Below are 22,330 nucleotides of genomic sequence, written 5' to 3'. Positions count from 1 at the left end.
GGTCACACCCTCATCGGCATCAGGCAGGCCAGGCCGCCCAGGAACTCGATCCGCATCGGGGCATGACCGTCCTGCACCCGCATCGTGAAGCCCTTCGGAGCGGCTTCGCAGAGCGCCCGGAGGTAGCGCACCTGGAAGCCGATCCGAGGGTGCGGCACGCCGTCCTCCCAGGCGGCGACGTCGGCTGGGATGGTCATGTCGGCCTCGCCACCCTCGGGGCTGCGCACCGAAACCGACAGCTCTGCGCTGCTGCCGTCATTGATCTGCACCGGCCGCGACCGCTCATCCGAGACGGCGCTGACTGTGCCCAGCAGGCGGGATAGCTGTCGCGGGAGCGCGACGGTGCAGACCGCGCCGCCCTCTGCCTTCGGGATGACGCGCCGGTATTCGGGGAAGGTGCCGTCGATCAGCTTCGCGTGCAGCCGCCAGTCCAGGCCCGTGAACTCAATGGCCTTGTCGCTGGCGGTGACCTTGATCTCGCCGGCGACGCGCCCGCCGAGGATGTGGCGCAGGATGGTAAGCGACCCTCGCGGCACGATGCCGCCGCCCCAGACCTCAGCGCCTGTCGGCATGTCCATGTGGAACGCCGCGAGGCGGTGACCATCGGTGGCGACGGCGTTCAGGCGCGGCGGATCGTGCTGCGGCTCCGGCTCCAGGTAGAGCCCGTTCAGGTAGTAGCGGGTCTCCTCGGTCGAGATCGCGTGCGCCGGGCCGGTGATCAGCCGCTCCAGATCCGCGAGCTGGATGCCGAAGCGCGCCGCGTGCTCGGGCATCTCCTTGATGACGGGGAAGTCCTCCGCCGGCTGGGCGATCAGTCGCGCCTTGAGCGTGTCGGCCTTGATCAGCAGCGAACCGGCATCGGGCAAGCTGAGCGTCACCTCTGTCTCGGGCGCGAGGTTGTGCAGCAGCGCGGCCATGCGGCTAGACGGCACAGCCACGGGCGGCAGGACACCGGAGGCCGGCCCGGCGGCGGACGAGGTGGCCTCCAAATCTGTGCTGATGGCAGTGATCCTGCCGTCATTCACCTGCAGCAGCACGCAGCTCAGGATCGGGATGGTATTCCGCCGTGCGGTGGCGAGCTTCGCCTGGCGCACGACGCGCAGCAGGTGGCCGGCCAGGATCGTGGCGCCGGCGGGCGCCTCAGCTGCCGGGGCGCGCTTCGCCTTCGGCATGGTGCTTCCGTCAGGCATGCTGTGCGGCCTCCCGGCCTTCGTTCCGATCAAGGTTCTCGATGGCGACGACGATCACCGCAGCCGCGCGGAGCAGGTCCTGGCGCGGCGTGGTGGTGTGCTGGCGCCCGGCGAAGGCCGGGTTCGGGCTCGGGGTGCGGATCACCCGCGCCAGGTCGGCGGTGGCGACTTCCACGGCCTTGCTCAGCGACATGAACTCCGGCGCCGGCTGCATGCGGGCCACCGGGCCGCGGCGCGTGGCCAGGATCTCGCCCAGGATGCCGGCGTAAGGGTCAGCCATGGACGCCCTCCCGCACCCGCAGCTGCAGGCGGAGCAGGGCAGCTGGCGTACGGCCTCTGGTGTTGAAGCAGCGCGCGAGCCAGCGGAGCCGGAACGGCACCGGGTCGCGGTGCGGCGCCAGGATCGTGGCGGCGACGCCGGTGCCCGGCATCCAGAACAACGCCGCGTCAATCGCCTCATGGGGCGTGCGATGGCGCACCGGCGCCGGCCGCTCGCCCGTGAGGCCGAGCATTTCCAGCAGTCCCGTCAGTTCCTGCTCAACGCTGACGCCGCGGGGCCGCAGGGGCAGCGACGTGCCCCCGCCGGCAAAGGGTTCCTGAGCCTCCGGCATCAGACGAGCCCCAGCAGCAGCTTCGCTGTCCTGGCGAGCCCGACCCAGAGGGGCAGGGACACGAACGCAGCCAGGACGATGCCCCGGGCGGGGGCGAGAGCGTCTTCGTCCATCACGCCACGCTCCCCCAGGGGCCACGGACCACGTTGCCGGTCACGGCGGTGGCGGCCGGGCGAGCGTCGGCGAAGGGCAGGACGGTGCCGTGCTGCTCCATGGCTTCCACGCGGTCGCGCGCCTCGATCAGGCGGTCGTGCATGGAGCGGACGCGAGGCCAGTCCTCCGCGATGGTGGCGCGGTGCAGGCCGGCGAGGATGGCGTCGAGGTCGGCGGTGATCATCAGACGATCCCCGTGTCCAGGGTGCCGAGGCGCTCCAGCACGGCGAGGCCGCGCTGCGTCACCACCAGGTGTGGAGCCCGCACGTGCTCGGGATTGGCGCGTTCCGCCACGAAGCCGCCCTCGCGGAGCGCGGCCACCTGCCGGGACATGATCCCCTTCCAGAGGCTGCCGGCCTGCGCGAGCGAGCCCACGGTGTGCGGGCCCTGCTCCATGGCGATGTGCATCAGCACCGCCAGCTGCCGGGCGCTCATCTGCCGGTTTGCCTGCGCCGGCACAAAGGGCTTCAGCGCGAGGTGGATGATCTGCAGAGCGCCGTTGTGGCGCAGGTCCGCCAGCGCGTCAGGCGATGCGGCGAGGGACGGTGATGGCGGTGCAGCTGCTGCTGCGGTGGCGGAGATCATTGCGGCAGGGCTCCGTAGGTGATGGCGGAACCTTGCATTGGCTGCAAAGCGAAGGCAACGGAAATCTTGCGATCGCTGCAATATTACATTGACTGCAAAAAGGGCTTGGCGCGACGCGTGGTGGTATGTTCTCTTTATGTTCGCGTATGGAGCAAGGAGCCCCCCAGCCTATGCCCGTCTTTCAGCTTACGCCGGTCGAGGACATGCGATGGCATGCCGACTGGACGTCATCCGAGCATGAGGGTGAATGTTTTGTGGTCGCGGAGGATGAGGAACACGCCCGTCAGCTCGCGGCCAAGCGTTTCAGGGCGCCGCTGCTGCCGCCCTATGTCGAAGATCCTTGGACCCAGCGCTCGCTGGTCACGGCTCGCCTGAAGCACGACGCCACACCGCCCGGCTTCCCGATCGGAATGGTTCTGCCGCTGCTAGAAATGAGGTGGGCCGACTAGGGCTAGCCACTCAGGGGTCGCGCAGCACCCAGCGCACCGGAGCCGCCCAGACCAGCTCGACGTCATCGCTGATGTCTTGCGTCTCGTAGCTGAACAGTCGGAACCTACCAGGCTCCGAACCACGCAGCACCTTCTTCACGAGACGTCGACCGTCGCTGATTTGGAGTATGCAGTCCCTGCCGATGATTACCTCTGGCGCATCGGCAGCCTGCTCCGCGAACAGGACATCCCCTTCCCGGTACGCTGGGACCATTGATGTGCCAACGACCCTCACGGCGATGCCATCGCCGACAGTCGGCGGTGCCGGGATAGTCTCCGAGCCGTCATCAATGGGGTAGACCTCGGCACCGGCACCGACACGCCCGATCAGCCTTGCAGCGGAACTGGTAGGGGGAAGCAGCACCTCCTCCTCGCGCCGCACGCCTAGTGCGGCAGCCATCTTCCGAGCCGCGTCATTCAACAGAGGCGCGGTTCCGTTCTCGTAGCGCCACACGGTCGTAGGATTGATTTCGGCTTCGGCAGCAAGCCGGTCCCGCGACCACCCCAGCGCCTCGCGCAGCTCTCTGAACCGATTGGCCATGAGTGCATTATTGCATATGGCGCAAGATGGTGATTGCAGCCATCGCAAAAAGCTCTTGCCGGGAACCTTGCAATGGCTGCAAGATGCGGGGCCATGAAGCTCCTCGACTGGCTGCGCACCACGAACACCGCTGGCTACGAGCTGGCCCGTCGCGTCGGATGTAGTCCGGCGACGATCAGTCGCGTGTCTCGCGGCCTGACCCGGCCCGAAGGCGACCTGGTCACGGCGATCGCTCGCGAGACCGGCGGCGCGGTGCTGCCGAACGACCTGTTCCCCGACGCGGTCGCTCATGCCCCACCTGCTGAGAACGCGGTGGCGGCATGACCGACCTCGTGGCTTCCGGCTTCACCCTCTGGGCCGCCTTCCTCGACCGCCGGCTGTCGCCGGTGGCCGGAAACGACGAAGGGGCGGCCCTGCCAGGCGCGCCCCTCGTCTCTGTGTCTCCCGTGTCTGGTCACTCTCGCCATGAGCCTGACCATCACACCGGAGACGCACACCGTGTTGAGTGTTTCGCACAAGGGCTTGTGCATGTCGCACGCTGAAATCGCCACAGGGTGGGTGCGCGAGGGCTTCGCCCGTGAGCGCGCCAACACCGGGAGCGTGAAGGCGGCAGCATCCGCCATCGCCCGCCAGTTCGGGATCAGCCCGCGTCGGGCGCTGTCCTACTGGTGGGGCAACGTCAGCCACGTCACGGCCGACGAATTCCAGCAGCTGGAGCACGCCTACGCGCGCCGCCTGCAGCAGGACCGCGCCCGCGCCGCCCAGGAGGTGGCAGCGCTCGATGCTCTGCTGGCTCGCATCGAAGGAGCCCAGAATGGGCAGTGACTTCTTCGCCTTTCTGCGCCGCTGGCTGATCGGCTCGCCAGCCGATGAGCTGCTCTACCGCCATGCCGAGCTGAACTCGCTGACCGAGAAGGCGAAGCGCATCCGTGATCGGATTGCGAAGACCGAGCGTCGCATCGCTCAGCTGACGGGACACGGCGTCTGATGGCCGACGCTGTCAGCGAAGCCGATCTGCTGATCCTGAGGCAGTGGAACGATGGCGTGGGTGTTTCCACGCTCGCAGACCGCCATCGCATGTCCTTCATGCGGGTGCTCGCCATCCTGGACCGCGCCGGTCGCGCCGGGATGCATGTTGACCCGAGGGACACCGGGCGGACGCCGCGCCTGCCCACGATCACGCGGGCTGAGGTGGATGCGCGCATGGACATCGTGCGGCTGTGCATGCCTGCCGCAGTGGCGCCGGCGAAGCGCCAACACCGCCCCTTCGTGTCGGTCTGCGACCGAGTGCCGGACCCGCTGGCGCCGCTACGTCGCGGCCCGCCGGCACTGCCTGAGACGGCGCAGAGGTTCCGGTGAGCGACCTGCTGCCACGCCCTTCCGAGCGCGAGATCCAGCGGCAGTTGCTGGACTGGATGGCGCTGGCGCTGCCCTACGGAAGCGTCGTGCACCATGCCGCCAACGAGGCCGCCGGCGATCCGGCGCGGAGCAAGCGTGCGCGGGCCGCTTACTATGCCAACCGCCATGCCGACGGCGTGCTCGACGGCTTCCCGGACCTCATCGTGATCGTGCCGCCCGGCAAGACGGTGCTGCTCGAGGTGAAGAAGCACAACGGCCGCGTCTCGCCCGAGCAGGTGCTGCTGCATCAGACGATCAACGCAGCCGGCGTCCCGGTGGCGGTGGTGCGTAGCGTCGAGGAGGCGAGTGCGGTGCTGGCGGCGCAGGGCATCCCCCTTCGGCAGGTGCGCCTGTGAGCGACGAACCCGAGCTGCTGGCGATCAGCGACAAGCAGCTCCGGCGCGAACTGTCGCAGCAATGCGACAGCGAGGGCGGCCAGTCCGCCTGGGCGCGCAAGCGCGGCATCGCGCGGTCGCAGGTTTGCGACACCCTGCGCGGCGACCGCGAGGTGAGTGAGGCAATCATCATCGGCCTGGGCTACCAGCCCGTGCGCCGGTTCATCCGCTTGAAGGGGCCCGCGCGTGGCTGAGGACCAGGAAGACGCCGGCGCCGATGTTGGCGGCATCGCTGCTGACCGCCTCCGCTCCATCATCGAGCGGATCGAACGGCTGGAGGAGGAGCGCAAAGCCCTCTCCGACGACATCAAGGACATCTTCGCCGAGGCCAAGAGCGCGGGCTTCGAGGTGAAGGTGGTCCGGACGATCCTCCGTATCCGCAAGCAGGAGCCCGCCGAGGTAGAGGAGCAGGAAACTCTCCTCGATCTCTACCGCCGCGCGCTCGGGATGTGACCATGACGCTTCCCGCACCTCTCACGCCCGCGGACTGCGACCTCCGCGGCTACGATTTCATGCCACTGTTCGGCCACCGCCTCTTCGGCAGCGTGTTCGACGCGCGCGCTACTGACGCGGAGTTCCGCGCTGCCGTGCGCCTCTGGTGGCAGGCTTGGCAGCAGTGCCCGGCCGGCAGCCTGCCCAACGATGACGGGGCGCTGGCGAAGCTCGCGGACTTCGGGCGCGACGTGAAGGGCTGGCTGAAGGTGAAGAGCAACGCCCTGCACGGCTTCGTCCTGTGCAGCGATGGCCGGCTGTACCACCAGCTTCTGTGCGACCAGGCGCTGGAGGCGTACGAGCGTCGGGGCACGGAGCGTGACCGCAAGGCGAAGTGGCGTGCTGCCAAGGCCGCGAAGGCGGCGGCGGCACAACGGGACGCCGCGGGGACGGAACAGGGCAGTCCCGCGGATGTCCCCGTCTTGTCCCGCGGGACAACCACGGGACGTCCCGCGGATGTCCCCGCTGACAGAACAGAACAGAACAGGACAGAAGAAAAAGAACCTTCGCTTCGCTCAGGGCACGCCGATGGCGCGCCGGAGGTCGCGGGCCCGGCTGAACCTGCTCCTGATCCGAAGGCAGCGCTGTTCTCCGAAGGCCTCGCGCGCCTCCGCCGCCTGACTGGCCAGCCCCGGGAGCCTGCCGCAAAGCTTCTCGGCCGGCTGCTGCGTGACGCCGGCAACAACTGCGCCCTGGTTTCGCTGGTGCTGGCCGAAGCGGAGGACGCCCGGCCGGCGGACCCCGTGTCCTGGATCGTCGCATCGGTATCCCAGCGGATGCGCCGTGGCAGCGGGCAGCGCCCCGCCGCTGCAGCGCCCAGCCGCCGCGGCTGGATGTTCGCCGCCAGCGAGGCTGCCGCCGACGACCTCCCGTATGTCCCGTCCGAGGAGCTACGCCATTGAGCCAGTCACTCGCCCGCCGTCCCGTGACGCTGCCCCTGTCGCTGCCGGCTGAGCCGCAGCTGCCGCCCGTGGTCGCGGCAGCGGTGGCGGGGCTCACCGGGCGCGTGGTGGGCGGACCGGACAAGCCGATGGCTCAGTGGTCCGAGGCGGAGCGCGAGCGCGCCATGGTGCTGGCGCCGGCGGACCTGTCGCAGCTCACCCCCGCCGACCGCCGCGAGGCTGAGATAGGAGCCGACCGTTTCGCTGCGCTCCTGCGCCCGGCAACCGTCGCGGAGATCCTGGCGTGGCTGATGCCGATCAACGCCGGCGTCCGGAACGTACAGGGGGAAGAGGACCTGCGAATCGCCTCCACCGCGATCGCCATGCTCGAGATCCCGGCCGCGACCCTCACGGTGGCGGCGCAGCGCGATGCCCTGCGCACCTGGCAGTTCTTCCCGTCTGCTGCTGACGTGGCGAAGCTCCTCGAGCCGGTGGCGATGCGGTGGCGTCGGCAGATGGCGGCCTGCCAGGAGGTCGCACGCGGCGCGGTGACAACTGGCACGCCGCTGCCCAACCCTTGGCCCCGAGCGACGCCCGAGGAGGCCAGGAACGCCGCGGCCCAGGTGGCGGAGCTGAAGCGCAGCCTCGGCGAGCGCCCAGGAGTCGCCGGACGGCCGGAGAGGATGACGGTCGCCTGTCCGCTGGCGCCTCACCACCTGATCGCCGCATACGAGCAGACGGTGGCGCGCGGTGGCGAAGGCGCTGAGCGTGCGCGGGCCAGGCTCGCGATTCTGCGCCGGCAGCATGCAAGCGAGGCGCGGGCGTGAGTGGGTGGGGGATGCCAGCATGAGCAGGTTGACGCTCGAGCAACGAGACAAGCTCGAAACGGCCGAGCGTGAGCTTTGGAGGGTCCTCGCACACCGCCGGATGGGCCAGCGGCACCTCATGCAACCCTCACTCAATCGCGCGACGCGGTTCTTACGGTACGCCGGGTTCGGCGGGCTCGCCTTCCAGTTCGAGGTGGCGTTCGTTGCCGACGAGCGCGCCGAGGCGCGCAAGCAGAGTGAGTACGCATGACCCGCTACACCGCCAGCCACATCCTGGACGCGGCACGAATTGCAGAGGTGATCGGGGGATCCCGGATCGACCTATCTAACGAGAAGGCAGCGCAGGCGCAGATCGCCGAGGCGCTAACCGCCGCCGGTATTTCGCACGAACGCGAGGTGCGGCTGGCACCCGGCGACATCCCCGACTTCCTAGCCGGTGGCGTGGCCATTGAGGTCAAGCTGCGCGGGAACCGCAAGGTGGAGATCTATCGCCAGCTGGAAAGGTACTGCGCGCACGAGCGGGTAGAGAGCATCCTCCTGGTGTCCAACCTCGCCATGAGCCTGCCTGACACGATCGGCGGCAAGCCGGCTCGGTTCGTCAGCCTCGGGAGGGCATGGCTGTGACCGCGCGCACCTACGGCCGCCTGCGGCTGCTGCCCGAGGGATGGGAGATTTCTGCCCTCGAGCCACATGTCTCCATTCGCCTCAAGGCGATCTTCCCGCGGGTGCCGAAGCAAAGCACTGGCTCCTTCCACCTGCCGCACGATCTCGCTGCGGATGCGGACCTGCTGTGGTTCACCGAGCGCTATCCGCTGGAGGTGTCCGCCGAGGACCGTGCGGTGCTGGAGGGCGGCCAGCGCGGCTTCCTGGCCATGCAGGCGGAGATGGAGCGCATCTACCTGCCCGACTATCAGCCGCCGGCCTATGCCGGGCTCCGCGAGGGTCAGGTGATCCGCCACTATCAGGCTCAGGCCATCGAGGTCGCTGCGCGTGGCAAGGGCCTGCTGCTGGGTGATGAATGCGGGCTGGGCAAGACCTTCACCGGTGCGGGGTTTTGCCTCGGCGAAGGTCGCCTGCCGGCCGCCATCGTGTGCCAAGTCCACATCCAGAAGCAGTGGGCTGGCGTGCTGGAGCGCTTCACCACGCTCCGCGTCCACATGGTGAAGAAGGCCAGCGCATACAGCCTGCCACCGGCCGACGTGTACATCTTCCGCTACAGCCAGATCGCCGGCTGGACCGAGGTGTTCGGCACCGGGATGTTCCGGACCGTCATCTACGACGAGCCGCAGGAGCTGCGCGGCGGCATGGATACGGCCCGAGGCAGGGGCGCCGCGGTGCTGACCGAGCACTCCGCCTTCCGCCTCGGGCTCACCGCCACCCCGATCTATAACTACGGCGTCGAGATCTACCGGATCATGGGGTTCATCAATCCCGAGGTGCTGGGACCCTTCGAGGACTTCTACCGCGAGTACGTGAACGGCCAGACGGGCAAGCTGAAGGAGCCGCGGGCCCTCGGCACCTACCTCCGCGAGCAGCATGCCTTCCTGCGCCGGACCAAGGCCGATGTCGGTGGCGAGCTGCCGGCGGTGAATCGTGTGATCGACACGGTGAACTACGACGAGAGCGAAATCCGCTCTGTCGACGACGCGGCACGCCGTCTTGCCGTCCGCGCCACCACTGGCGCCTTCGTGGAACGCGGCAACGCGGCGCGCGAGCTGGACCTTATGGTCCGACAGGCCACTGGGATTTCGAAGGCGGCTGCGGTGGCGGACGTAGTGCGGGTGCTGGTGGAGAGCGGCGAGCCGGTCGTGCTGATGGGCTGGCACCGCGACGTGTACGACATCTGGCTCAAGCGCCTGAAGGACCTCTCGCCGGCCATGTACACCGGCAGCGAAAGCCCGGCGCAGAAGCAGCGGGCCCGGGACGCCTTCGTAGCGGGCGAGACCAACCTGCTCATTATGTCGCTGCGCTCGGCCGCTGGCCTGGACGGCTTGCAGGCCCGGTGCAGCACGATGGTGTTCGGTGAGCTCGACTGGTCCCCGGGCATCCACCACCAGTGCATCGAGCGCCTGGACCGCGAGGGCCAGACCCAGCCCGTCACCGCGCTGTTCCTCGTGGCCGAAGACGGCAGCGATCCCCCGATGATGGAGCTCCTGGGCCTCAAGGCCTCGGAAGCCCACCAGGTCGTGGACCCCTCGTTGGGTGTCCAAGCCGTCCATTCCGACGACAGCCGCCTGAAGGCTCTGGCCGCGCGCTACCTGCGCCGCGGGAGCGCCGCGGAGATGGGAGAGGCAGCATGACCACGACCCCGCTCACCCCTAACGAGGGGGCACCGTGGAGCGGCGCTGAAGATTTGGCCGCGGCCTGGGCTGAGATCGACGGACGTGCGGAAGCGTTCGAGCAGTGCCGCGCTGATCCGAAGCTGGATGCCACGCTCGGTTACTACAGCGGCCGTGTGGCGGACGCTGAGGGGCTGATCGACGCTCTGGCGGGCCGCGGTGTTGTCCTGACCAAGGTCACCGACCGGGACGCGCTTCAGCAGCGAGTGCGGGAGGCGGAGGCCGAGATTGAGCGGCTGCGTACCGCGTTCGGTACCGCTCGGGACAGCCTCCAAGCGCTGCTGGACGCGAGCCGCCCCCCTCAGACCAAGGGCACTCCCTGATGCCCACCGGGAGCACCGTGGAACAGGGGAGGCGCGCATGAGCAACCACATGGAGGTCGGTGCCATGACCATCGAGCGGCCTCACGTCACAGCTTCGCGCCGTCGCGGCCGTCCTGCGCGGCCGTTTCCGCCGACGCGCAAGCAACTCCTTGACGACGCGAAGAAGGAGGCCGTAAAGATTGGCTTCGGGCAGTCGGGTGCAGAATTAATGCACCGTGACTGCGGTAGCCATTCTGACCCCATTCGCTGGTTCTGCGTGCAGACCCACCCCGGTCAGGAGGCACGCGCAGCCGAGGAACTTCGGCGTCAGGACTTCATTACTTTCCTTCCGGTGGCGGTGGTGTCGCGTGGATGCGAACACCGACGGAAGTTCGTGGTCCGCCCCGCGCTGCCTCGCTATCTCTTCGTCGCCTTCGATCCCGACGCCTCGCCATGGCGCAAGATCTGGAGCACCTACGGCGTCTCTCGCCTCTTCATGGCGATGGGCGATCTTCGGCCGGCTCCAGCTGTGCGCGGCGATGTCGAACGCCTCATCGACATGGTCGAGGCGGAGATCGGCAAGGTCGATCCGACGGCTACTGCGGTCACGCTGGGTGCGAAGGGCGTCGTCACCGACGGCCCCTTCAGCAGCTTCCGCTGCGTGGTCATGGGTCCAGAGATCGATGGCAAGATCCGCGTCGCAGTCGAGATGTTTGGACGTCAGTCACAGTTCAGCCTTGAGCGGCACGCGGTGCGGTTAGACGGCGAGTAGCGATGCCGACCCGCCCCTCACAGCATCGCGCCATCGCAGCGCGCCCTGCAGTGGTGCACAGCCAGTTCGACCGGGATCGCGGCTCAGCCTCTGCGCGCGGCTACGATCGCGCCTGGCGCAGACTTCGCGAGCAGGTGCTCACCGAGGAACCGCTCTGTCGTTTCTGCCTGGCCAAGGGTCAGGTGACCGCAGCGCGCGAGGTCGATCACATCCGGACGGTGCGGGACGCGCCTGAACTGCGGCTGGTCCGCGCGAACCTGCGCCCCCTCTGCACCCCCTGCCACAGCAGCCGCACGGGGCGCGATCGGGCGGCCGGGGGTGCCCCTCCCCTGCCCAGGGGCCGCCCCCACCCCCAGGGGGGCCTTTAGCTTGGCGGCGCAACGCGCGTGGACCGAGCCCCCAATGATTTTTTCGCGCGTGCAAAATCGAGAAGAAAAGGTTCGGAGGCCCGACCGATGGCCGGCAGGCCCCGCAAGCCCACGCATCTGAAGGTTGTCGCCGGCACGGCGCAGCCCTGTCGCACCAATGCGAACGAGCCGACGCCAGAGCGCGAGCGCCCGTCACCGCCATCGCACCTGAGCGACCGCGGCAAGGCGGCCTGGGCCGAAGCGGTGCTGATCGCCGACCGGATGGGCGTGCTCACCGAGGCGGACCCGCTGGCGCTGGAGGATCTGGCCGAGACGCTCGCCGACCTGCGCGCCGCGCGCGCGTCGCTGGAGCGCCCGCTGACGCTGATGGGGCAGGATGGAGACGGCTCCCCGAAGGAGCAGGTCTTCGCCAAGGCTGGCGAGCGCTACTACTGGACCTTCGGCAAGAGCGGTCCCATGCGCCGCACCCGGCCGGAACTGGCCGACATCGCCGACGCCTCGCGCCGGCTCACCGCCTGCCTCGCGAAGTTCGGCATGAGCCCGGCTGACCGCAGCCGCGTCTCTGCCAAGGGGACGAAGCGCAAGAACGAATTCGCCGAGCTCGGCTGATGCCGCGCCTGCCTAGTCAGCACACCGCCCGGGGCACCAAGGCCCCGCCTCCGCCATCCCCGCCGCAGTACCCGCACGTCGAGCTGGCGGACCAGTACGCCCGCGACGTCGTCGAGGGCCGCATCCTCGCCTGCAAATGGGTGAAGCTCGCCTGCGCGCGCTACCAGCGCGACCGGGCCCGCGAGAGCGATCCGGCTTGGCCCTACCGCCTGGACGGCGCCAAGGCCGAGAAGGTCTGCCGCTTCACCGAGCTCATGCCCCACACCAAGGGCAAGTGGGCGCAGAAGCGCGAGCTGCTGAAGCTGGGCGCCTGGCAGGCGTGGATCCTGGTCAACGTCTTCGGCTGGGTCCGGAAGAGCGACGGGCTGCGCCGGTTCCGCAAGGCCCTGATCGTGGTGCCCCGCAAGAACGGGAAGTCGGCCCTTTCCGCCCCGGTCGGGCTCTACATGCTGGCCGCCGATGGCGAGCACGGCGCCGAGGTCTACAGCGGCGCCACCACCGAGAAGCAGGCCTGGGAGGTCTTCAAGCCGGCGCAGCTCATGGCCCGCGCCCGGCCGGACCTGCTCGAACACTTCGGCATCGAGGTGAACGCCTCGAACATCCACATCCTGGCCAACGGGAGCAAATTCGAGCCGCTGATCGGTAAGCCCGGCGACGGCTCCTCCCCCAGCTGCGCCATCGTGGATGAGTACCACGAGCACGACACGCCGGATCAGCACGACACCATGCTGACCGGCATGGGCGCCCGCGAGCAGCCGCTCCTGTGGATCATCACCACGGCCGGCGACAACCTGGCAGGCCCGTGCTTCGACGAGCTGCTGACCCTGCGCAAGATCCTCGACGGCGTGCTTGAGGACGAGGAGCGGTTCGGGGTCGAGTACACGATCGACGAGGGCGATGACTGGACGGCGCCCGAGGCGCTGATCAAGGCAAATCCGAACCTCGACGTCTCGGTCTCCGGCGAGTTCCTGCTGGCACGCCAGCGCGAGGCGGTGCGCAATACCCGCGAGCAGGGCCGCTTCAAGACGAAGCACCTGAACCTCTGGGTCAACGCCCGCTCCGCCTACTTCAACATGCAGTCCTGGGCCATGTGCCGGGACCTCGACCTGACGCTCGGCAGCCTGGAAGGCGAGCGCTGCATCATCGGGATGGACCTCGCCTCAAAGCAGGACATCGCGGCGCTGCAGCTGCTCTTCCCTCTCGGCGAGAAGCGCTTCGCCACCTTCGGCCGCTACTACCTGCCGGAGGATATCATCGAGGAGCCTGGCCGGGACCACTACCGCGGCTGGGCGCTGTCCGATCCGCCGCAGCTGATCCTGACCGAAGGGAACATGATCGACTTCGACCGGATCGAGGAGGACCTCGAGGACCTGCGGCAGCGGTTCACGGTCGATGAGGTGGTGTTCGATCCGGCGCAGGCGACGATGCTGATGGGGCGCCTGATGAACAAGGGCGTGACTGTCACCCAGTTCGACCAGAACGCCCGGAACTACTCCGAGCCGATGAAGGAGGTCGCCGCGCTGATCGACGCGGGCCTCCTGACACATGACTGCGACGAGCGGGCACCGATGACCTGGATGATGTCCAACGTCACGGCGCGGCTCGACGCCAAGGAGCAGGTCTTTCCCCGCAAGGAGAAGGACGAGAACAAGATCGACGGTCCGGTCGCCCTCATCATGGCGATGGCGCGGGCCATGGGCGGCGACCCCAGCGCCGGCCGCTCCGTCTACGAAGACCGCGGCCTCCTCGTTTTTGGGAGCTGACCATGCCCCCACCGCGTCTCGGCGCCTGGGCCCGCGAGCCCACCCTGCCGCGCCCTCAGGCACAGAAGAGCTTCGGCACCTCCGCCTCCCCTCCGGGGTCCTGGCTGTCGGGCTGGGGCTCCATCATGCCGGGGAACACCGGGGTCGCGGTGAATCCGCTGACCGCCATGCAGGCGGCCGCGGTCTACGGCTGCGTGAAGCGGCTGTCCGAGGACATCGGCAAGCTGCCGCTGCGCCTCAAGCGCCGGCTCCGCCGCGGCGGGTTCAGCCTGGACCTGGATCACCCGCTCAATCGGCTCTTCCGCCGGCCAAACGAGTGGCAGACGCCCTCGCAGTGCTGGAGCTACTTCGTCTGGGCGCTGGCGCTGCGCGGCAACGCCTACGCCCCGGTGCTGCGCGGCCCGGCTGGCGAGCCGGTGCAGATCATCCCGGTCAACCCGGACCAGGTTTCGCCGCTACGCGCGACGGACGGGCTGCCCTGGTGGCAGGTCAGCCACCCCTGCATCGGAGACGGCCGGCGGTTCGATCAGGGCAACCTGCTGCACGCGCACGGCATGAGCTTCGACGGCTACACCGGCGTCTCGCCGATCATGCTGGCGCAGGACGTGGTCGGGCTGTCGCTGGCCACCCAGCAGCACGGCGCCACCCTGTTCCGGCAGGGCGCGCAGGTGTCGGGCGTGCTGGAGACGGCCGGGAAGCTGAGCGCTGAGGCCGCCCAGCGGATGGGCGCCTCCTGGATGGCGGCCTATGGCGGTGTGCAGAACTCGCACAAGGTCGTGGTGCTGGAAGAGGGCACCAAGTTCAGCAAGATCGCCATGACGAACGACGAGGCCCAGTTCCTGGCCACCCGTCAGTTCAGCGTGGTCGAGATCTGCCGCATGTTCGGGGTGCCTCCCCACAAGGTCTTCGACCTCTCGAACGCGCACTACGCGAACATCGAGAACTCGGAGCAGCAGTACATCAACGACACCCTGATTCCGGTGGCGCAGCAGATCGAAGAGGTCATGGAAGCCGTCCTCCTCTTCGAGGATGAGCAGGGCCAGTTCGAGATCGAGTTCAACTTCGACAAGCTCCTGCGCGGCGATCGCAAGACCCGCATGGAGACCTACGTCGCTGGCGTGAACAACGGGATCATGAGCCGCAACCAAGCCCGCATCGAAGAGGGCTGGGAGCCCGTCGACGGCGGGGACGAGCTCCGGGTGCCCCTCAATACGGGCGCGCCCGAAGCCGCACCGGTCCCCGCGCCTAAGCCTGAGTCCGCCCAAACCGAAACCCAGGAGCCCTGAGCATGCCGAGCACCACGCTCCTGCGCTTCAAGAAGGCGGCCAAGGCCGGGCAGCAGCTGCCGGCGGACACGCGCCTGCAGAAGGATGCCCTGACGCAGGTGGAGAGCGGCGAGGGCCGGGTGATCCGCTTCGTCATCTCCAGCGCGACCGTAGACCGCGACCTCGACACCATCTCCGTCGATGGCTGGGACCTCACAGCCTACCGGAAGAACCCGGTGGTGCTCTGGGGGCACAACTCCGACGAGTTGCCCATCGGCAAGTGCGTCAGCATCTTCGTGGAAGCTGGCAAGCTGAAGGCCGACGTCGAGTTCCTGCCCGCGGACACCCCTTGCGTGGGCGACCGCGCCGAGGCGGTGTTCCGCATGTGTCGCGACGGCTTCCTCAGCGCCACCAGCGTGGGCTTCCGCCCCCTGGAGTGGAAGCTGACGGACGACGAGGCGCGCGGCGCCGGCGACTATTTTCCCGGCGTGGACTTCAGCAGGCAGGAGCTGATGGAGTTCTCCATCGTCTCCATCCCCTGCAATCCGGAAGCGCTGATCGAGCCCGGCGCCGGACCGGCGGGGACGCTGGCCCTTGCCGCCGGCCCCGAGGTCCTGAAGGCGGTGCGCGCCAAGGTGGTGTCGAGCATCGCGCGCAAGGGCCTGTACGACATCTCCTCGCTGGCGCGCCTGCTGAGCGAGCTCGGGTGGCTGCATCAGTCGGTCACCTACGAGGAGCAGGACGAGGCGGACCAGAGCGCCGTGCCGGCCAAGCTGGGCGAGGCCATGCGGATCCTGGGCGATGCCCTGGTGACCATGACCGCCGAAGAGGTGGCCGAGTTGCTGGCGCAGGTCGCTGCCACCGAGCAGCGCTCCACCGCGGTCGCACGGCGCAAGCAGCGCCGCCTTGCTGTCGAGTTGACCGCGCTCCTCTGAGCGCGGTTGCCCCACACCGGCCTTGGGCAAGCCGACCAGAGCGCCACCGGCGCCCTTTCCCACAGACGGAGCCTACCCATGAAGCAGCTCGCCGAGCTGAAGCGGAAGCGCGCGCTGAAGGCGGCGCGCCTGCGTGAACTGGCCATCAAGGCCGCGGACCTGCCCGACGATCAGGACACGCCGGAGGAGGAGGTCTCCGAGGCCGACCAGCTGAAGGCCGAGCTGGCCAAGCTGGACGGCCGCATCTCCGCCCTGGAAAGCGCGCTGGAGACCATCGGCGAGGCCGCCGAGCCCATCACTGAGGGTGGCGACGACGATGACGCCTCCGACGAGGAGAAGCGCATCCTGGCACAGGCCCGCAAGACCAGCATGACGCCGCACGGCTACGGCGAGGCGCAGCCCGAGAAGGCCAAGGGCCTCAAGGCCGCCCGCTTCCTGATCGGCATCTGGCACGCCAAGACCATGGGCATCGCCCGGGCCGCCGAGATCGTCGAGCGCCGCTTCGGCGACAAGGAAGTGGCCAAGGCGCTGAACAGCGCCGGCACCACGACCGGCGGCGCGCTGATCCCGCAGGCCTTCAGCACCGACCTGATCGAGTTGCTGCGCGCCGCCACCGTGATTCGCGGCCTCGATCCGCTGGTGATCCCGATGCCGGGCGGCAACATGACCATCCCGCGCCTCGCCGCGGGTGCCCAGGCCGGCTACCAGGGCGAGCTGGATGACATGGGGGTTTCGCAGGAGACCTTCGACGACCTGCAGCTGAACGCCAAGAAGCTGACGTCGCTGGTCCCGGTCTCCAACGACCTGATCCGCCGCTCGCCGATCGGCGTCGAGAACCTGGTGCGCGACGACCTGGTGCAGACCATCGCCCGCCGCGAGGACCTCGCCTTCATGATCGGCGACGGCTCGGGCAACTCGCCCATCGGCCTGCTGAACCTCTGCGCCGCGGCGAACAAGTTCGTCGGCGCCGCGCTGCCGACCGATCCCACGGCCGCGAACTACAACACCACGCTGGTCACCATGGTCACCGCCCTTCTCCAGGGCATGGTGCTGGCGCTGCAGCAGAACAACAGCCGCATGATCCGCCCGGCCTGGATCATGCCGCCGGCCCTGCGCACCTTCCTGCTGACGCTGCGCGATGGCGTGGGCAACTTCGTCTACAAGGACGAGATCAACGCCGGCACGCTGCTGGGCTTCCCGCTGCGCACCACCACCCAGCTGCCGACGAACCTGAACACCGGCACCGCGCAGGCGCCGGTGAACAACGGCTCGTACCTGATGCTGGCCGACTTCGCCGACGTGGTGCTGGCCGAGACGTACAACGTCACGGTCGATGCATCGGACGTCGCTTCCTACAAGGACAGCGGCGGCAACACGGTCAGCGCCTTCCAGCGCGACCAGACCGTGATGCGCGTGATCTCGGAGCACGACTTCAACATCCGCCACCAGGCGTCCGTGGCCGTTGCCACCGTGCCCGGCTGGGCCCCGACCGGTTACACGCCGGTGGGCGGGTCCGCCTACTACTCGCAGGCGGTCAACGGCAACAAGTCGGCCGCGCCGAGCACCTGGGGCACCAACGCGCCGACCGGTTCCAACAGCCCTGGCAACTCCAGTGCTGCGGTCGCCGGCGGCACCCTGCCCGGCATCGCGTAAGCGCCAGCCGAGCAGCCTTCCGTCATCCAGAACCCAGAGGAGGCCGCGATGCCGCCCGAGACCAGACCCGTGCCCAGAGCGAGCAATCCCGCCGTTGAGGCCGCGCCTGATCCTGTGCAGGAGACCGTCGCGGCCCCCATGGGCGACGCCCTGGAGCAGAAGACGGTCCGCTTCGTCCGCTCGCACCAGAGCTGGAACCGCGGCGTGGAGGCCGGCTTCGCCGTCGACCGCGCCGATGAGCTGATCCGCAGCGGCCACGCCGTGCAGATTCATCCCCCTGTCCCGCGCTCCGCCGTCGCCGGCATGGTGCGCAAGTAACGGAGGCCATCATGGCTGACGAGACGAAGACCGACGCCCCGGCGGACCCGCCGTACCGTACCGGCGCCGAGGTGGCGGGCATGGACACGCCCCTCACCGTCCGCGAGAACCCCTCGCTCTCCTTCTCCCCCGACCTCACTGAGGTTCCGGGCAGCACCGCGCCGTCGCTCGTCGATGGGACGCAGGTGGCGCACGTCCAGGGCCCACAGCAGGCGGCCGTTGATCCGGTCGCGGCCGGTTTGGACACCGGGGCGAAGGTGGCCACCACCGGCGAGAACCGCGCGGTGACCCGCACGGGCGAGATCGGCGCCGGCCAGCGCCCGGCGACCTACATCGAGAAGGGTCAGCCGGTCGATCAGGCCGCGCCGGCGGACAACGCCACCGTGCCGGCCCCGTCGGACGCGCCTGCCACCGACGCGCCCCCGGCCGAGGAAACGCCCTCCCCGAAGGCTGGCAAGAAGGCGGCCTCGTAAGCCGCCATGCAACTGTCGCTGCGCGTCGTCCGACCTCCGGCGATCGAGCCGGTCAGTCCGGTCGACGCCGCGATGCACTGCCGCCTGGCGGCCAGCGAGCCCATGCTCGAGCCCTACGTCGCCGCGGCGCGGGGCTGGGCGGAGGCTTGGCTGGGCCGGGCGCTGATCACCCAGACGTTGTGCGCCACCGTCGGCCGCAGCCTGCCGCCCGGGCTGGTTGCGGGTGTGGTGCCCTACGCCGGCGGCTACTTCAGCACCGGCTATCCCTTTCTCGGCGCGCGCGGCCTCTGGAACTCGCCGCTGGAACTGCCCCGCAGTCCCGTGCAGGCGATCACCGAGGTCGCGATCACGCGCCAGGACGGCGAGCGGTCGGTTCTCGCCGCTGACGGCTACAGCGCGCGGCTCGCGAGCGAGCCCGGAACCCTGCAGGTCCAGCCGAACGCGGCCAGGCCGGGCGACCTCGTCTCGGTGACCTTCGTGGCCGGCTACGGCGAGACGAAGGAGGACGTGCCCATGCCGATCCGGCAGGGGATCATGCTCCTCACCGCCTTCCTCTACGAGAACCGCGGCGACGCCGGCGGCGATCCGCCGAAGGCCGCCGAGATGCTGATGTGGCCGTTCCGGCTGGTTACCTTCGGAGGCTGATCCATGCCCGCCGACAGCGTTTCCATCGGCGAGCTGCGCTGGCCAGTGCGCGTCTACCGGCGCGACCAAGTGCCGGGGCCCGGGTCTGACATGGGCATCCTCGAAACGCTGGAGCCTCTCTTCGCTTGCATGGCGAAGATTGAGCCGGCAAGGCCCATGACCTTCTACGGCTCGGCGCAGATCGAGACGCCGGTCACGCACATGATCTGGATTCGGTACCACTGGGGCCTCGATACCACCCACGCGATCCTGCGCACCCTTCAGGGCCCGGACCGGGCCGTCCGCCATGAGGTGTTCCGGGTGCGACGCATCCTGGAGATGGGCGGCCGTCAGCGCTTCCTGATGATCGAGGCCGAGATGGAGCGGGAGGGGCCGAACGTCTGATGCCCGCCGCCATCCGCCTCGTCATCATCGCGCCGAGCTACCAGTTCACCTACGGTAAGAAGAACCTCCGCAAGGTAATGCGGGCCGCTGGCGCCGAGGTGGCACAGACCGCGCGCACGCTGATCAGGTCCTCGCCCGCATCCGGCCGCACCTACCGCGGCATCGGCGGCTCGGCGCAGTACCGCGGCGGCTATAAGGCAGGCGCCTACCAGGCGTCCGCACCCGGCGAGGCACCGGCCAACGTCACCGGCACACTGCTGCGCTCCATCAAGGTGCGGCCGTTCAAGAGCGGCCAGGGCGTGGCGATCCGGGACGCGGCCTTCTACGCGCTGTTCCTGCAGGCGGGCGCCACCGGCGGCGGCCGGAAGGCACAGGACGGCAAGCGGGTCCGCGGCAAGGCTGGCACTGACACCGGGCGCTCTCTGGAGCCCCGCCCCTTCCTGACCGCCGCGCTCGAGCAGCGCCGCGCCAGCCTGGGCGAGCGGATCGAGAACAGCCTGCATAACGACATCGCGCTGGTGAGGGTGAAACGCTGATGGCACGCCCCTTTCCAGTGCACCGATCCGTAGCGCCTCCGATTAGCCGTGGTGGAGATATCGCTGCGCTTGCTGTCCTGGTCCTTTCCGGGCTTGTCACGGTCAGTGCTGCGCTGGCTGGGGCGCTTCTGCTGCCGTGAACATCGACGCCGTCATCCTGCAGCTGCGCACCTACGCGCCTATCTTTGGCGGCCGGGTCGCCGGCGCCGCTTCCTACGCGATGGCGAGCGATCAAGTGTGGATGGCCCAGCCAGCCGCCTACGTGATCCCCCTCGCGGACGAGGCGAGCCCCAACCAAAATCAGACCGGCCTCTACCAGGAGGTTACCGAGAAGGTTGGGGTCATCATCGACCTCGCCAACAAGGAAGACCGCCGCGGCCAGGACGCCGCCGGCCAGGTCGTAGACGAGTACCGGCGCGCCGTGCTGGCGGCCCTGCTGCGCTGGCGGCCAGACCCCACGGCCCAGACGATGGGCTTCCGCTACGACGGCAGCGGCCTCCTGCAGGTCACCCGCGCCTGGCTGCGCTGGCAGTTCGACTTCGCCATCGAAACCACGATCACCGACAGCGACGGTTGGCAGCCGCCTTCCGACCCGCTCACCGAGATCCGCGGCACCGTCACCGACCAGACGACCGGCGCCGTCAGCATCGACTCTCGCGCGAACCCCGCGCAGGCCTGAACCCAGGAGATCAGCATGTACGTGAAGCTGGCCGACGAGGGTCGCGCGCTGCGTGACCCCGTGACCCGTCGCCTCTTGCCGCCCGAGGGCGCCGAGCTGCCCGAGACCGAGTTCTGGCTGAAGTGCGTCAACCAGGGCGACCTCGTCGTCGCCGATCCCCCGCAGCCGGCCGATGCCGCCGCCAAGCCCCCGAAGGGCAAGGCCGCCGCTGACACCGCGGGCGCCTGAGGAACCTCACCGCCATGTCGATCTCCTTCAGCAACTACGATCCGACGAATCGTGTCCCGGGCGTCTGGGCCGAGCTCGACCCCTCCGGTGCAAACACCGCTCAGGAGAACTTCCGCACCCTGGTCATTGGCCAGGGGCAGACCGGCAAGGTTGCCGCAGGCCTGTCCGGGGTGCCCGTGATCTCGAACGGCCTGGCCGATGCCCAGGCGCGCTATGGCGCCCGCTCGCCCCTGGCGCTGATGACCGACCTGATCCGTCAGAACGACCCTGCCGGCGAGCTCTGGTACCTGCCGCTGGCGGATGCCGCCGGCGCCGCAGCCGCGACCGCAACGATCGCCTTCACCGGCACCGCCACCGCGGCCGCCACCATGGCGCTCTACGTGGGCGGCACGCGGGTCGAGGTGCCGGTTTCCTCGGGCGACACGGCGGCGGTCATCGCAACGAATGCCGCGGCGGACATCAACGCCGCGCTGGCGCCGGTGACAGCCGTGGCCGCCTCGGGAACCGTCACCCTGACGGCCACCGGCGCCGGCAGCTGGGGCAACGACCTTCCCGTCATGCTGAACTTCGGCGACGTGCTGGCCGGCGAGAGCATGCCTGCTGGTGTCGCGGTCACGGTGACGGCGATGGCTGGGGGTACCGGCGTGCCGGTGCTTCCCGCGGCGCTGGCGAACCTCGGCGACACGACTTTCGATGTCATCATCTGCCCGTTCAACGACGCGACGTCGCTGAACGCCCTGCGCGACTTCCTGAACGACGTCAGCGGTCGCTGGTCCTGGCAGAACATGCTCTTCGGCGGCGCCTTCACGGCCTTCCCGGGCACCCTGGCGCAGCGCGTCGCCTTCGGCCTCGCCCGCAACGACCAGCACGGCTCGGGCATCGGTGTGTTCGGCAGCCCCTCGCCGACCTGGCTCTGGGCGGCCGCCTACGGCGCAGCCTGCGCCAACAGCCTGCGCTCGGATCCGGCTCTGCCGCTGCAGAACATCTCGCTCCAGGGGCTCTACGCCCCGGCGCCGGTGAATCGGGATGCCCCCAGCGCCCGGAACTCGCTGCTCTACGACGGCGTGTCGACCTTCAAGGTCAGCACCGATGGCACGGTGATCCTGGAGCGCGCGGTCACCTTCTACCAGAAGAACGCGGCCGGGGTGGCGGATGACGCTTACCTCGACGTCGAGACGCCCTACACCCTGGCCGCGCTGATCCGCGACATGCGCGGCTATCTGGCGACCAAGTTCGCCCGGGTGAAGCTGGTGGCCGACGACACGCTGATCGCCGGCGGCTCCAACATGGTGACCAGCCAGACGGTGCTGGCGGCGGCCGTGGCGCGCTACCGCACCTACTGTGATCGCGGGCTGGCGCAGAACTTCGACACCTTCCGGGCCACCGCCCGCGGCGAAAACGCGGGGAACGGCAACGTGTCCCTGCTGCTGCCCTTCGACGTGGCGAACCAGCTCCGGTCGATCGCCATCAAAGTCAACTTCCTCAAGTCCTGACGGAGGC

At 69.1% G+C, this 22,330-nt stretch carries 35 protein-coding genes; 29 read left to right on the top strand and 6 right to left on the bottom strand.

All coding sequences use genetic code 11. The features are described from left to right. Positions 1–2 precede the first annotated feature (2 nt). The 5 genes from ACFFGY_RS06790 to ACFFGY_RS06770 all read right to left on the bottom strand — a co-directional run bounded on the left by ACFFGY_RS06790 (position 3) and on the right by ACFFGY_RS06770 (position 2,539). Positions 3–1,190, bottom strand: coding sequence for a DNA polymerase III subunit beta (locus tag ACFFGY_RS06790; protein WP_377043686.1), 1,188 nt, complete (start codon positions 1,188–1,190; stop codon positions 3–5). Continuing rightward, positions 1,183–1,470: a hypothetical protein gene (locus ACFFGY_RS06785; RefSeq protein WP_377043685.1), complete on the bottom strand. Its 288-nt coding sequence runs from the start codon at positions 1,468–1,470 to the stop codon at positions 1,183–1,185. Before ACFFGY_RS06785 ends, ACFFGY_RS06790 begins: the two co-directional genes overlap by 8 nt. After that, positions 1,463–1,801 carry a hypothetical protein gene (locus ACFFGY_RS06780; RefSeq protein WP_377043684.1) on the bottom strand — a complete coding sequence of 113 codons (339 nt, stop codon included), beginning with the start codon at positions 1,799–1,801 and terminating at the stop codon, positions 1,463–1,465. The genes ACFFGY_RS06785 and ACFFGY_RS06780 overlap by 8 nt, the downstream gene beginning before the upstream one ends. 112 nt (positions 1,802–1,913) lie before the next feature. Beyond that, positions 1,914–2,138: a hypothetical protein gene (locus ACFFGY_RS06775; RefSeq protein WP_377043683.1), complete on the bottom strand. Its 225-nt coding sequence runs from the start codon at positions 2,136–2,138 to the stop codon at positions 1,914–1,916. Further along, positions 2,138–2,539: a MarR family transcriptional regulator gene (locus ACFFGY_RS06770; protein WP_377043682.1), complete on the bottom strand. Its 402-nt coding sequence runs from the start codon at positions 2,537–2,539 to the stop codon at positions 2,138–2,140. Before ACFFGY_RS06770 ends, ACFFGY_RS06775 begins: the two co-directional genes overlap by 1 nt. 170 nt (positions 2,540–2,709) lie before the next feature. On the opposite strand from ACFFGY_RS06770, the gene ACFFGY_RS06765 reads away from it, so the two are divergent. After that, a complete protein-coding gene (locus ACFFGY_RS06765) occupies positions 2,710–2,988 on the top strand; it encodes a hypothetical protein (protein WP_377043681.1) in 279 nt (92 codons plus the stop codon). Between the two features lie 10 nt (positions 2,989–2,998). Here ACFFGY_RS06765 and ACFFGY_RS06760 read toward each other — a convergent pair whose 3' ends face one another. After that, positions 2,999–3,568: a LexA family transcriptional regulator gene (locus ACFFGY_RS06760; protein ID WP_377043680.1), complete on the bottom strand. Its 570-nt coding sequence runs from the start codon at positions 3,566–3,568 to the stop codon at positions 2,999–3,001. A 93-nt stretch (positions 3,569–3,661) separates the two neighbouring features. Between ACFFGY_RS06760 and ACFFGY_RS06755 the strand changes: the two genes are divergently transcribed. The 28 genes from ACFFGY_RS06755 to ACFFGY_RS06620 all read left to right on the top strand — a co-directional run bounded on the left by ACFFGY_RS06755 (position 3,662) and on the right by ACFFGY_RS06620 (position 22,323). Beyond that, positions 3,662–3,892 (top strand): helix-turn-helix domain-containing protein, encoded by a 231-nt coding sequence (locus tag ACFFGY_RS06755; protein WP_377043679.1) that lies wholly within the window; start codon positions 3,662–3,664, stop codon positions 3,890–3,892. A gap of 141 nt (positions 3,893–4,033) precedes the next feature. Then, positions 4,034–4,393, top strand: coding sequence for a hypothetical protein (locus tag ACFFGY_RS06750; protein ID WP_377043678.1), 360 nt, complete (start codon positions 4,034–4,036; stop codon positions 4,391–4,393). Next, positions 4,383–4,556 carry a hypothetical protein gene (locus ACFFGY_RS06745; RefSeq protein ID WP_377043677.1) on the top strand — a complete coding sequence of 58 codons (174 nt, stop codon included), beginning with the start codon at positions 4,383–4,385 and terminating at the stop codon, positions 4,554–4,556. Before ACFFGY_RS06750 ends, ACFFGY_RS06745 begins: the two co-directional genes overlap by 11 nt. Further along, the gene (locus tag ACFFGY_RS06740) at positions 4,556–4,927 is read left to right on the top strand and encodes a hypothetical protein (RefSeq protein ID WP_377043676.1); all 372 of its coding nucleotides are present in this window, start codon (positions 4,556–4,558) and stop codon (positions 4,925–4,927) included. The genes ACFFGY_RS06745 and ACFFGY_RS06740 overlap by 1 nt, the downstream gene beginning before the upstream one ends. Continuing rightward, the gene (locus ACFFGY_RS06735; RefSeq protein WP_377043675.1) at positions 4,924–5,322 is read left to right on the top strand and encodes a VRR-NUC domain-containing protein; all 399 of its coding nucleotides are present in this window, start codon (positions 4,924–4,926) and stop codon (positions 5,320–5,322) included. Before ACFFGY_RS06740 ends, ACFFGY_RS06735 begins: the two co-directional genes overlap by 4 nt. Then, entirely contained in the window at positions 5,319–5,555 is a 237-nt protein-coding gene (locus tag ACFFGY_RS06730) for a hypothetical protein (protein WP_377043674.1), read from the top strand. The genes ACFFGY_RS06735 and ACFFGY_RS06730 overlap by 4 nt, the downstream gene beginning before the upstream one ends. Further along, entirely contained in the window at positions 5,548–5,814 is a 267-nt protein-coding gene (locus ACFFGY_RS06725) for a DUF2312 domain-containing protein (RefSeq protein WP_377043673.1), read from the top strand. The genes ACFFGY_RS06730 and ACFFGY_RS06725 overlap by 8 nt, the downstream gene beginning before the upstream one ends. A 2-nt stretch (positions 5,815–5,816) precedes the next feature. Next, complete coding sequence (locus tag ACFFGY_RS06720) at positions 5,817–6,755, top strand: hypothetical protein (protein WP_377043672.1); 939 nt, start codon at positions 5,817–5,819, stop codon at positions 6,753–6,755. A gap of 23 nt (positions 6,756–6,778) precedes the next feature. After that, complete coding sequence (locus tag ACFFGY_RS06715; protein WP_377043671.1) at positions 6,779–7,561, top strand: hypothetical protein; 783 nt, start codon at positions 6,779–6,781, stop codon at positions 7,559–7,561. A 19-nt stretch (positions 7,562–7,580) separates the two neighbouring features. Then, complete coding sequence (locus tag ACFFGY_RS06710) at positions 7,581–7,811, top strand: hypothetical protein (protein ID WP_377043670.1); 231 nt, start codon at positions 7,581–7,583, stop codon at positions 7,809–7,811. Beyond that, a complete protein-coding gene (locus ACFFGY_RS06705; RefSeq protein ID WP_377043668.1) occupies positions 7,808–8,185 on the top strand; it encodes a hypothetical protein in 378 nt (125 codons plus the stop codon). The genes ACFFGY_RS06710 and ACFFGY_RS06705 overlap by 4 nt, the downstream gene beginning before the upstream one ends. Continuing rightward, positions 8,182–9,861 (top strand): SNF2-related protein, encoded by a 1,680-nt coding sequence (locus tag ACFFGY_RS06700; protein ID WP_377043667.1) that lies wholly within the window; start codon positions 8,182–8,184, stop codon positions 9,859–9,861. The genes ACFFGY_RS06705 and ACFFGY_RS06700 overlap by 4 nt, the downstream gene beginning before the upstream one ends. Continuing rightward, positions 9,858–10,223 (top strand): hypothetical protein, encoded by a 366-nt coding sequence (locus ACFFGY_RS06695; protein WP_377043666.1) that lies wholly within the window; start codon positions 9,858–9,860, stop codon positions 10,221–10,223. Before ACFFGY_RS06700 ends, ACFFGY_RS06695 begins: the two co-directional genes overlap by 4 nt. A 37-nt stretch (positions 10,224–10,260) precedes the next feature. Then, positions 10,261–10,974, top strand: coding sequence for a transcription termination/antitermination protein NusG (nusG, locus tag ACFFGY_RS06690; RefSeq protein WP_377043665.1), 714 nt, complete (start codon positions 10,261–10,263; stop codon positions 10,972–10,974). Between the two features lie 2 nt (positions 10,975–10,976). After that, a complete protein-coding gene (locus ACFFGY_RS06685) occupies positions 10,977–11,342 on the top strand; it encodes an HNH endonuclease signature motif containing protein (RefSeq protein WP_377043664.1) in 366 nt (121 codons plus the stop codon). Between the two features lie 87 nt (positions 11,343–11,429). Next, positions 11,430–11,951: a P27 family phage terminase small subunit gene (locus ACFFGY_RS06680; protein ID WP_377043663.1), complete on the top strand. Its 522-nt coding sequence runs from the start codon at positions 11,430–11,432 to the stop codon at positions 11,949–11,951. Then, the gene (locus ACFFGY_RS06675; RefSeq protein ID WP_377043662.1) at positions 11,951–13,714 is read left to right on the top strand and encodes a terminase large subunit; all 1,764 of its coding nucleotides are present in this window, start codon (positions 11,951–11,953) and stop codon (positions 13,712–13,714) included. Before ACFFGY_RS06680 ends, ACFFGY_RS06675 begins: the two co-directional genes overlap by 1 nt. Positions 13,715–13,716: 2 nt before the next feature. Further along, positions 13,717–15,000, top strand: a complete 1,284-nt coding sequence (locus ACFFGY_RS06670; RefSeq protein ID WP_377043661.1) for a phage portal protein — start codon at positions 13,717–13,719, stop codon at positions 14,998–15,000. Positions 15,001–15,002: 2 nt separating this feature from the next. Beyond that, a complete protein-coding gene (locus tag ACFFGY_RS06665) occupies positions 15,003–15,914 on the top strand; it encodes an HK97 family phage prohead protease (RefSeq protein WP_377043659.1) in 912 nt (303 codons plus the stop codon). Between the two features lie 78 nt (positions 15,915–15,992). Next, positions 15,993–17,567 carry a phage major capsid protein gene (locus tag ACFFGY_RS06660; protein ID WP_377043658.1) on the top strand — a complete coding sequence of 525 codons (1,575 nt, stop codon included), beginning with the start codon at positions 15,993–15,995 and terminating at the stop codon, positions 17,565–17,567. A 138-nt stretch (positions 17,568–17,705) separates the two neighbouring features. After that, the gene (locus ACFFGY_RS06655; protein ID WP_377043657.1) at positions 17,706–17,885 is read left to right on the top strand and encodes a hypothetical protein; all 180 of its coding nucleotides are present in this window, start codon (positions 17,706–17,708) and stop codon (positions 17,883–17,885) included. 11 nt (positions 17,886–17,896) lie between these two features. Continuing rightward, the gene (locus ACFFGY_RS06650; protein WP_377043656.1) at positions 17,897–18,358 is read left to right on the top strand and encodes a hypothetical protein; all 462 of its coding nucleotides are present in this window, start codon (positions 17,897–17,899) and stop codon (positions 18,356–18,358) included. Positions 18,359–18,364: 6 nt separating this feature from the next. After that, complete coding sequence (locus ACFFGY_RS06645) at positions 18,365–19,003, top strand: head-tail connector protein (RefSeq protein ID WP_377043655.1); 639 nt, start codon at positions 18,365–18,367, stop codon at positions 19,001–19,003. 3 nt (positions 19,004–19,006) lie between these two features. Further along, positions 19,007–19,387, top strand: coding sequence for a phage head completion protein (locus ACFFGY_RS06640; RefSeq protein ID WP_377043654.1), 381 nt, complete (start codon positions 19,007–19,009; stop codon positions 19,385–19,387). Beyond that, positions 19,387–19,923 (top strand): hypothetical protein, encoded by a 537-nt coding sequence (locus tag ACFFGY_RS06635; protein ID WP_377043653.1) that lies wholly within the window; start codon positions 19,387–19,389, stop codon positions 19,921–19,923. Before ACFFGY_RS06640 ends, ACFFGY_RS06635 begins: the two co-directional genes overlap by 1 nt. 136 nt (positions 19,924–20,059) lie before the next feature. Next, positions 20,060–20,602, top strand: a complete 543-nt coding sequence (locus tag ACFFGY_RS06630; RefSeq protein ID WP_377043652.1) for a phage tail terminator protein — start codon at positions 20,060–20,062, stop codon at positions 20,600–20,602. Positions 20,603–20,617: 15 nt separating this feature from the next. After that, positions 20,618–20,830: a DUF2635 domain-containing protein gene (locus ACFFGY_RS06625; RefSeq protein ID WP_377043650.1), complete on the top strand. Its 213-nt coding sequence runs from the start codon at positions 20,618–20,620 to the stop codon at positions 20,828–20,830. Between the two features lie 14 nt (positions 20,831–20,844). Next, complete coding sequence (locus ACFFGY_RS06620; protein ID WP_377043649.1) at positions 20,845–22,323, top strand: phage tail sheath subtilisin-like domain-containing protein; 1,479 nt, start codon at positions 20,845–20,847, stop codon at positions 22,321–22,323. The last annotated feature ends 7 nt before the right edge of the window (positions 22,324–22,330 follow it).

It is taken from the genome of Roseomonas elaeocarpi (assembly GCF_042433915.1).
GTDB lineage: Bacteria > Pseudomonadota > Alphaproteobacteria > Acetobacterales > Acetobacteraceae > Roseomonas > Roseomonas elaeocarpi.
The sequence above is the reverse complement of the archived record's forward strand: the minus strand, read 5'-3'. Positions and strand labels throughout refer to the sequence as shown.

Coding starts and splice junctions, on each gene's coding strand:
- ACFFGY_RS06790 (WP_377043686.1), bottom strand. CDS start 1,190: ATGCCTGACGGAAGCACCATGCCGAAGGCGAAGCGCGCCCCGGCAGCT.
- ACFFGY_RS06785 (WP_377043685.1), bottom strand. CDS start 1,470: ATGGCTGACCCTTACGCCGGCATCCTGGGCGAGATCCTGGCCACGCGC.
- ACFFGY_RS06780 (WP_377043684.1), bottom strand. CDS start 1,801: ATGCCGGAGGCTCAGGAACCCTTTGCCGGCGGGGGCACGTCGCTGCCC.
- ACFFGY_RS06775 (WP_377043683.1), bottom strand. CDS start 2,138: ATGATCACCGCCGACCTCGACGCCATCCTCGCCGGCCTGCACCGCGCC.
- ACFFGY_RS06770 (WP_377043682.1), bottom strand. CDS start 2,539: ATGATCTCCGCCACCGCAGCAGCAGCTGCACCGCCATCACCGTCCCTC.
- ACFFGY_RS06765 (WP_377043681.1), top strand. CDS start 2,710: ATGCCCGTCTTTCAGCTTACGCCGGTCGAGGACATGCGATGGCATGCC.
- ACFFGY_RS06760 (WP_377043680.1), bottom strand. CDS start 3,568: ATGGCCAATCGGTTCAGAGAGCTGCGCGAGGCGCTGGGGTGGTCGCGG.
- ACFFGY_RS06755 (WP_377043679.1), top strand. CDS start 3,662: ATGAAGCTCCTCGACTGGCTGCGCACCACGAACACCGCTGGCTACGAG.
- ACFFGY_RS06750 (WP_377043678.1), top strand. CDS start 4,034: ATGAGCCTGACCATCACACCGGAGACGCACACCGTGTTGAGTGTTTCG.
- ACFFGY_RS06745 (WP_377043677.1), top strand. CDS start 4,383: ATGGGCAGTGACTTCTTCGCCTTTCTGCGCCGCTGGCTGATCGGCTCG.
- ACFFGY_RS06740 (WP_377043676.1), top strand. CDS start 4,556: ATGGCCGACGCTGTCAGCGAAGCCGATCTGCTGATCCTGAGGCAGTGG.
- ACFFGY_RS06720 (WP_377043672.1), top strand. CDS start 5,817: ATGACGCTTCCCGCACCTCTCACGCCCGCGGACTGCGACCTCCGCGGC.
- ACFFGY_RS06710 (WP_377043670.1), top strand. CDS start 7,581: ATGAGCAGGTTGACGCTCGAGCAACGAGACAAGCTCGAAACGGCCGAG.
- ACFFGY_RS06705 (WP_377043668.1), top strand. CDS start 7,808: ATGACCCGCTACACCGCCAGCCACATCCTGGACGCGGCACGAATTGCA.
- ACFFGY_RS06695 (WP_377043666.1), top strand. CDS start 9,858: ATGACCACGACCCCGCTCACCCCTAACGAGGGGGCACCGTGGAGCGGC.
- nusG (WP_377043665.1), top strand. CDS start 10,261: ATGAGCAACCACATGGAGGTCGGTGCCATGACCATCGAGCGGCCTCAC.
- ACFFGY_RS06685 (WP_377043664.1), top strand. CDS start 10,977: ATGCCGACCCGCCCCTCACAGCATCGCGCCATCGCAGCGCGCCCTGCA.
- ACFFGY_RS06680 (WP_377043663.1), top strand. CDS start 11,430: ATGGCCGGCAGGCCCCGCAAGCCCACGCATCTGAAGGTTGTCGCCGGC.
- ACFFGY_RS06675 (WP_377043662.1), top strand. CDS start 11,951: ATGCCGCGCCTGCCTAGTCAGCACACCGCCCGGGGCACCAAGGCCCCG.
- ACFFGY_RS06670 (WP_377043661.1), top strand. CDS start 13,717: ATGCCCCCACCGCGTCTCGGCGCCTGGGCCCGCGAGCCCACCCTGCCG.
- ACFFGY_RS06665 (WP_377043659.1), top strand. CDS start 15,003: ATGCCGAGCACCACGCTCCTGCGCTTCAAGAAGGCGGCCAAGGCCGGG.
- ACFFGY_RS06660 (WP_377043658.1), top strand. CDS start 15,993: ATGAAGCAGCTCGCCGAGCTGAAGCGGAAGCGCGCGCTGAAGGCGGCG.
- ACFFGY_RS06655 (WP_377043657.1), top strand. CDS start 17,706: ATGGGCGACGCCCTGGAGCAGAAGACGGTCCGCTTCGTCCGCTCGCAC.
- ACFFGY_RS06650 (WP_377043656.1), top strand. CDS start 17,897: ATGGCTGACGAGACGAAGACCGACGCCCCGGCGGACCCGCCGTACCGT.
- ACFFGY_RS06645 (WP_377043655.1), top strand. CDS start 18,365: ATGCAACTGTCGCTGCGCGTCGTCCGACCTCCGGCGATCGAGCCGGTC.
- ACFFGY_RS06640 (WP_377043654.1), top strand. CDS start 19,007: ATGCCCGCCGACAGCGTTTCCATCGGCGAGCTGCGCTGGCCAGTGCGC.
- ACFFGY_RS06635 (WP_377043653.1), top strand. CDS start 19,387: ATGCCCGCCGCCATCCGCCTCGTCATCATCGCGCCGAGCTACCAGTTC.
- ACFFGY_RS06625 (WP_377043650.1), top strand. CDS start 20,618: ATGTACGTGAAGCTGGCCGACGAGGGTCGCGCGCTGCGTGACCCCGTG.
- ACFFGY_RS06620 (WP_377043649.1), top strand. CDS start 20,845: ATGTCGATCTCCTTCAGCAACTACGATCCGACGAATCGTGTCCCGGGC.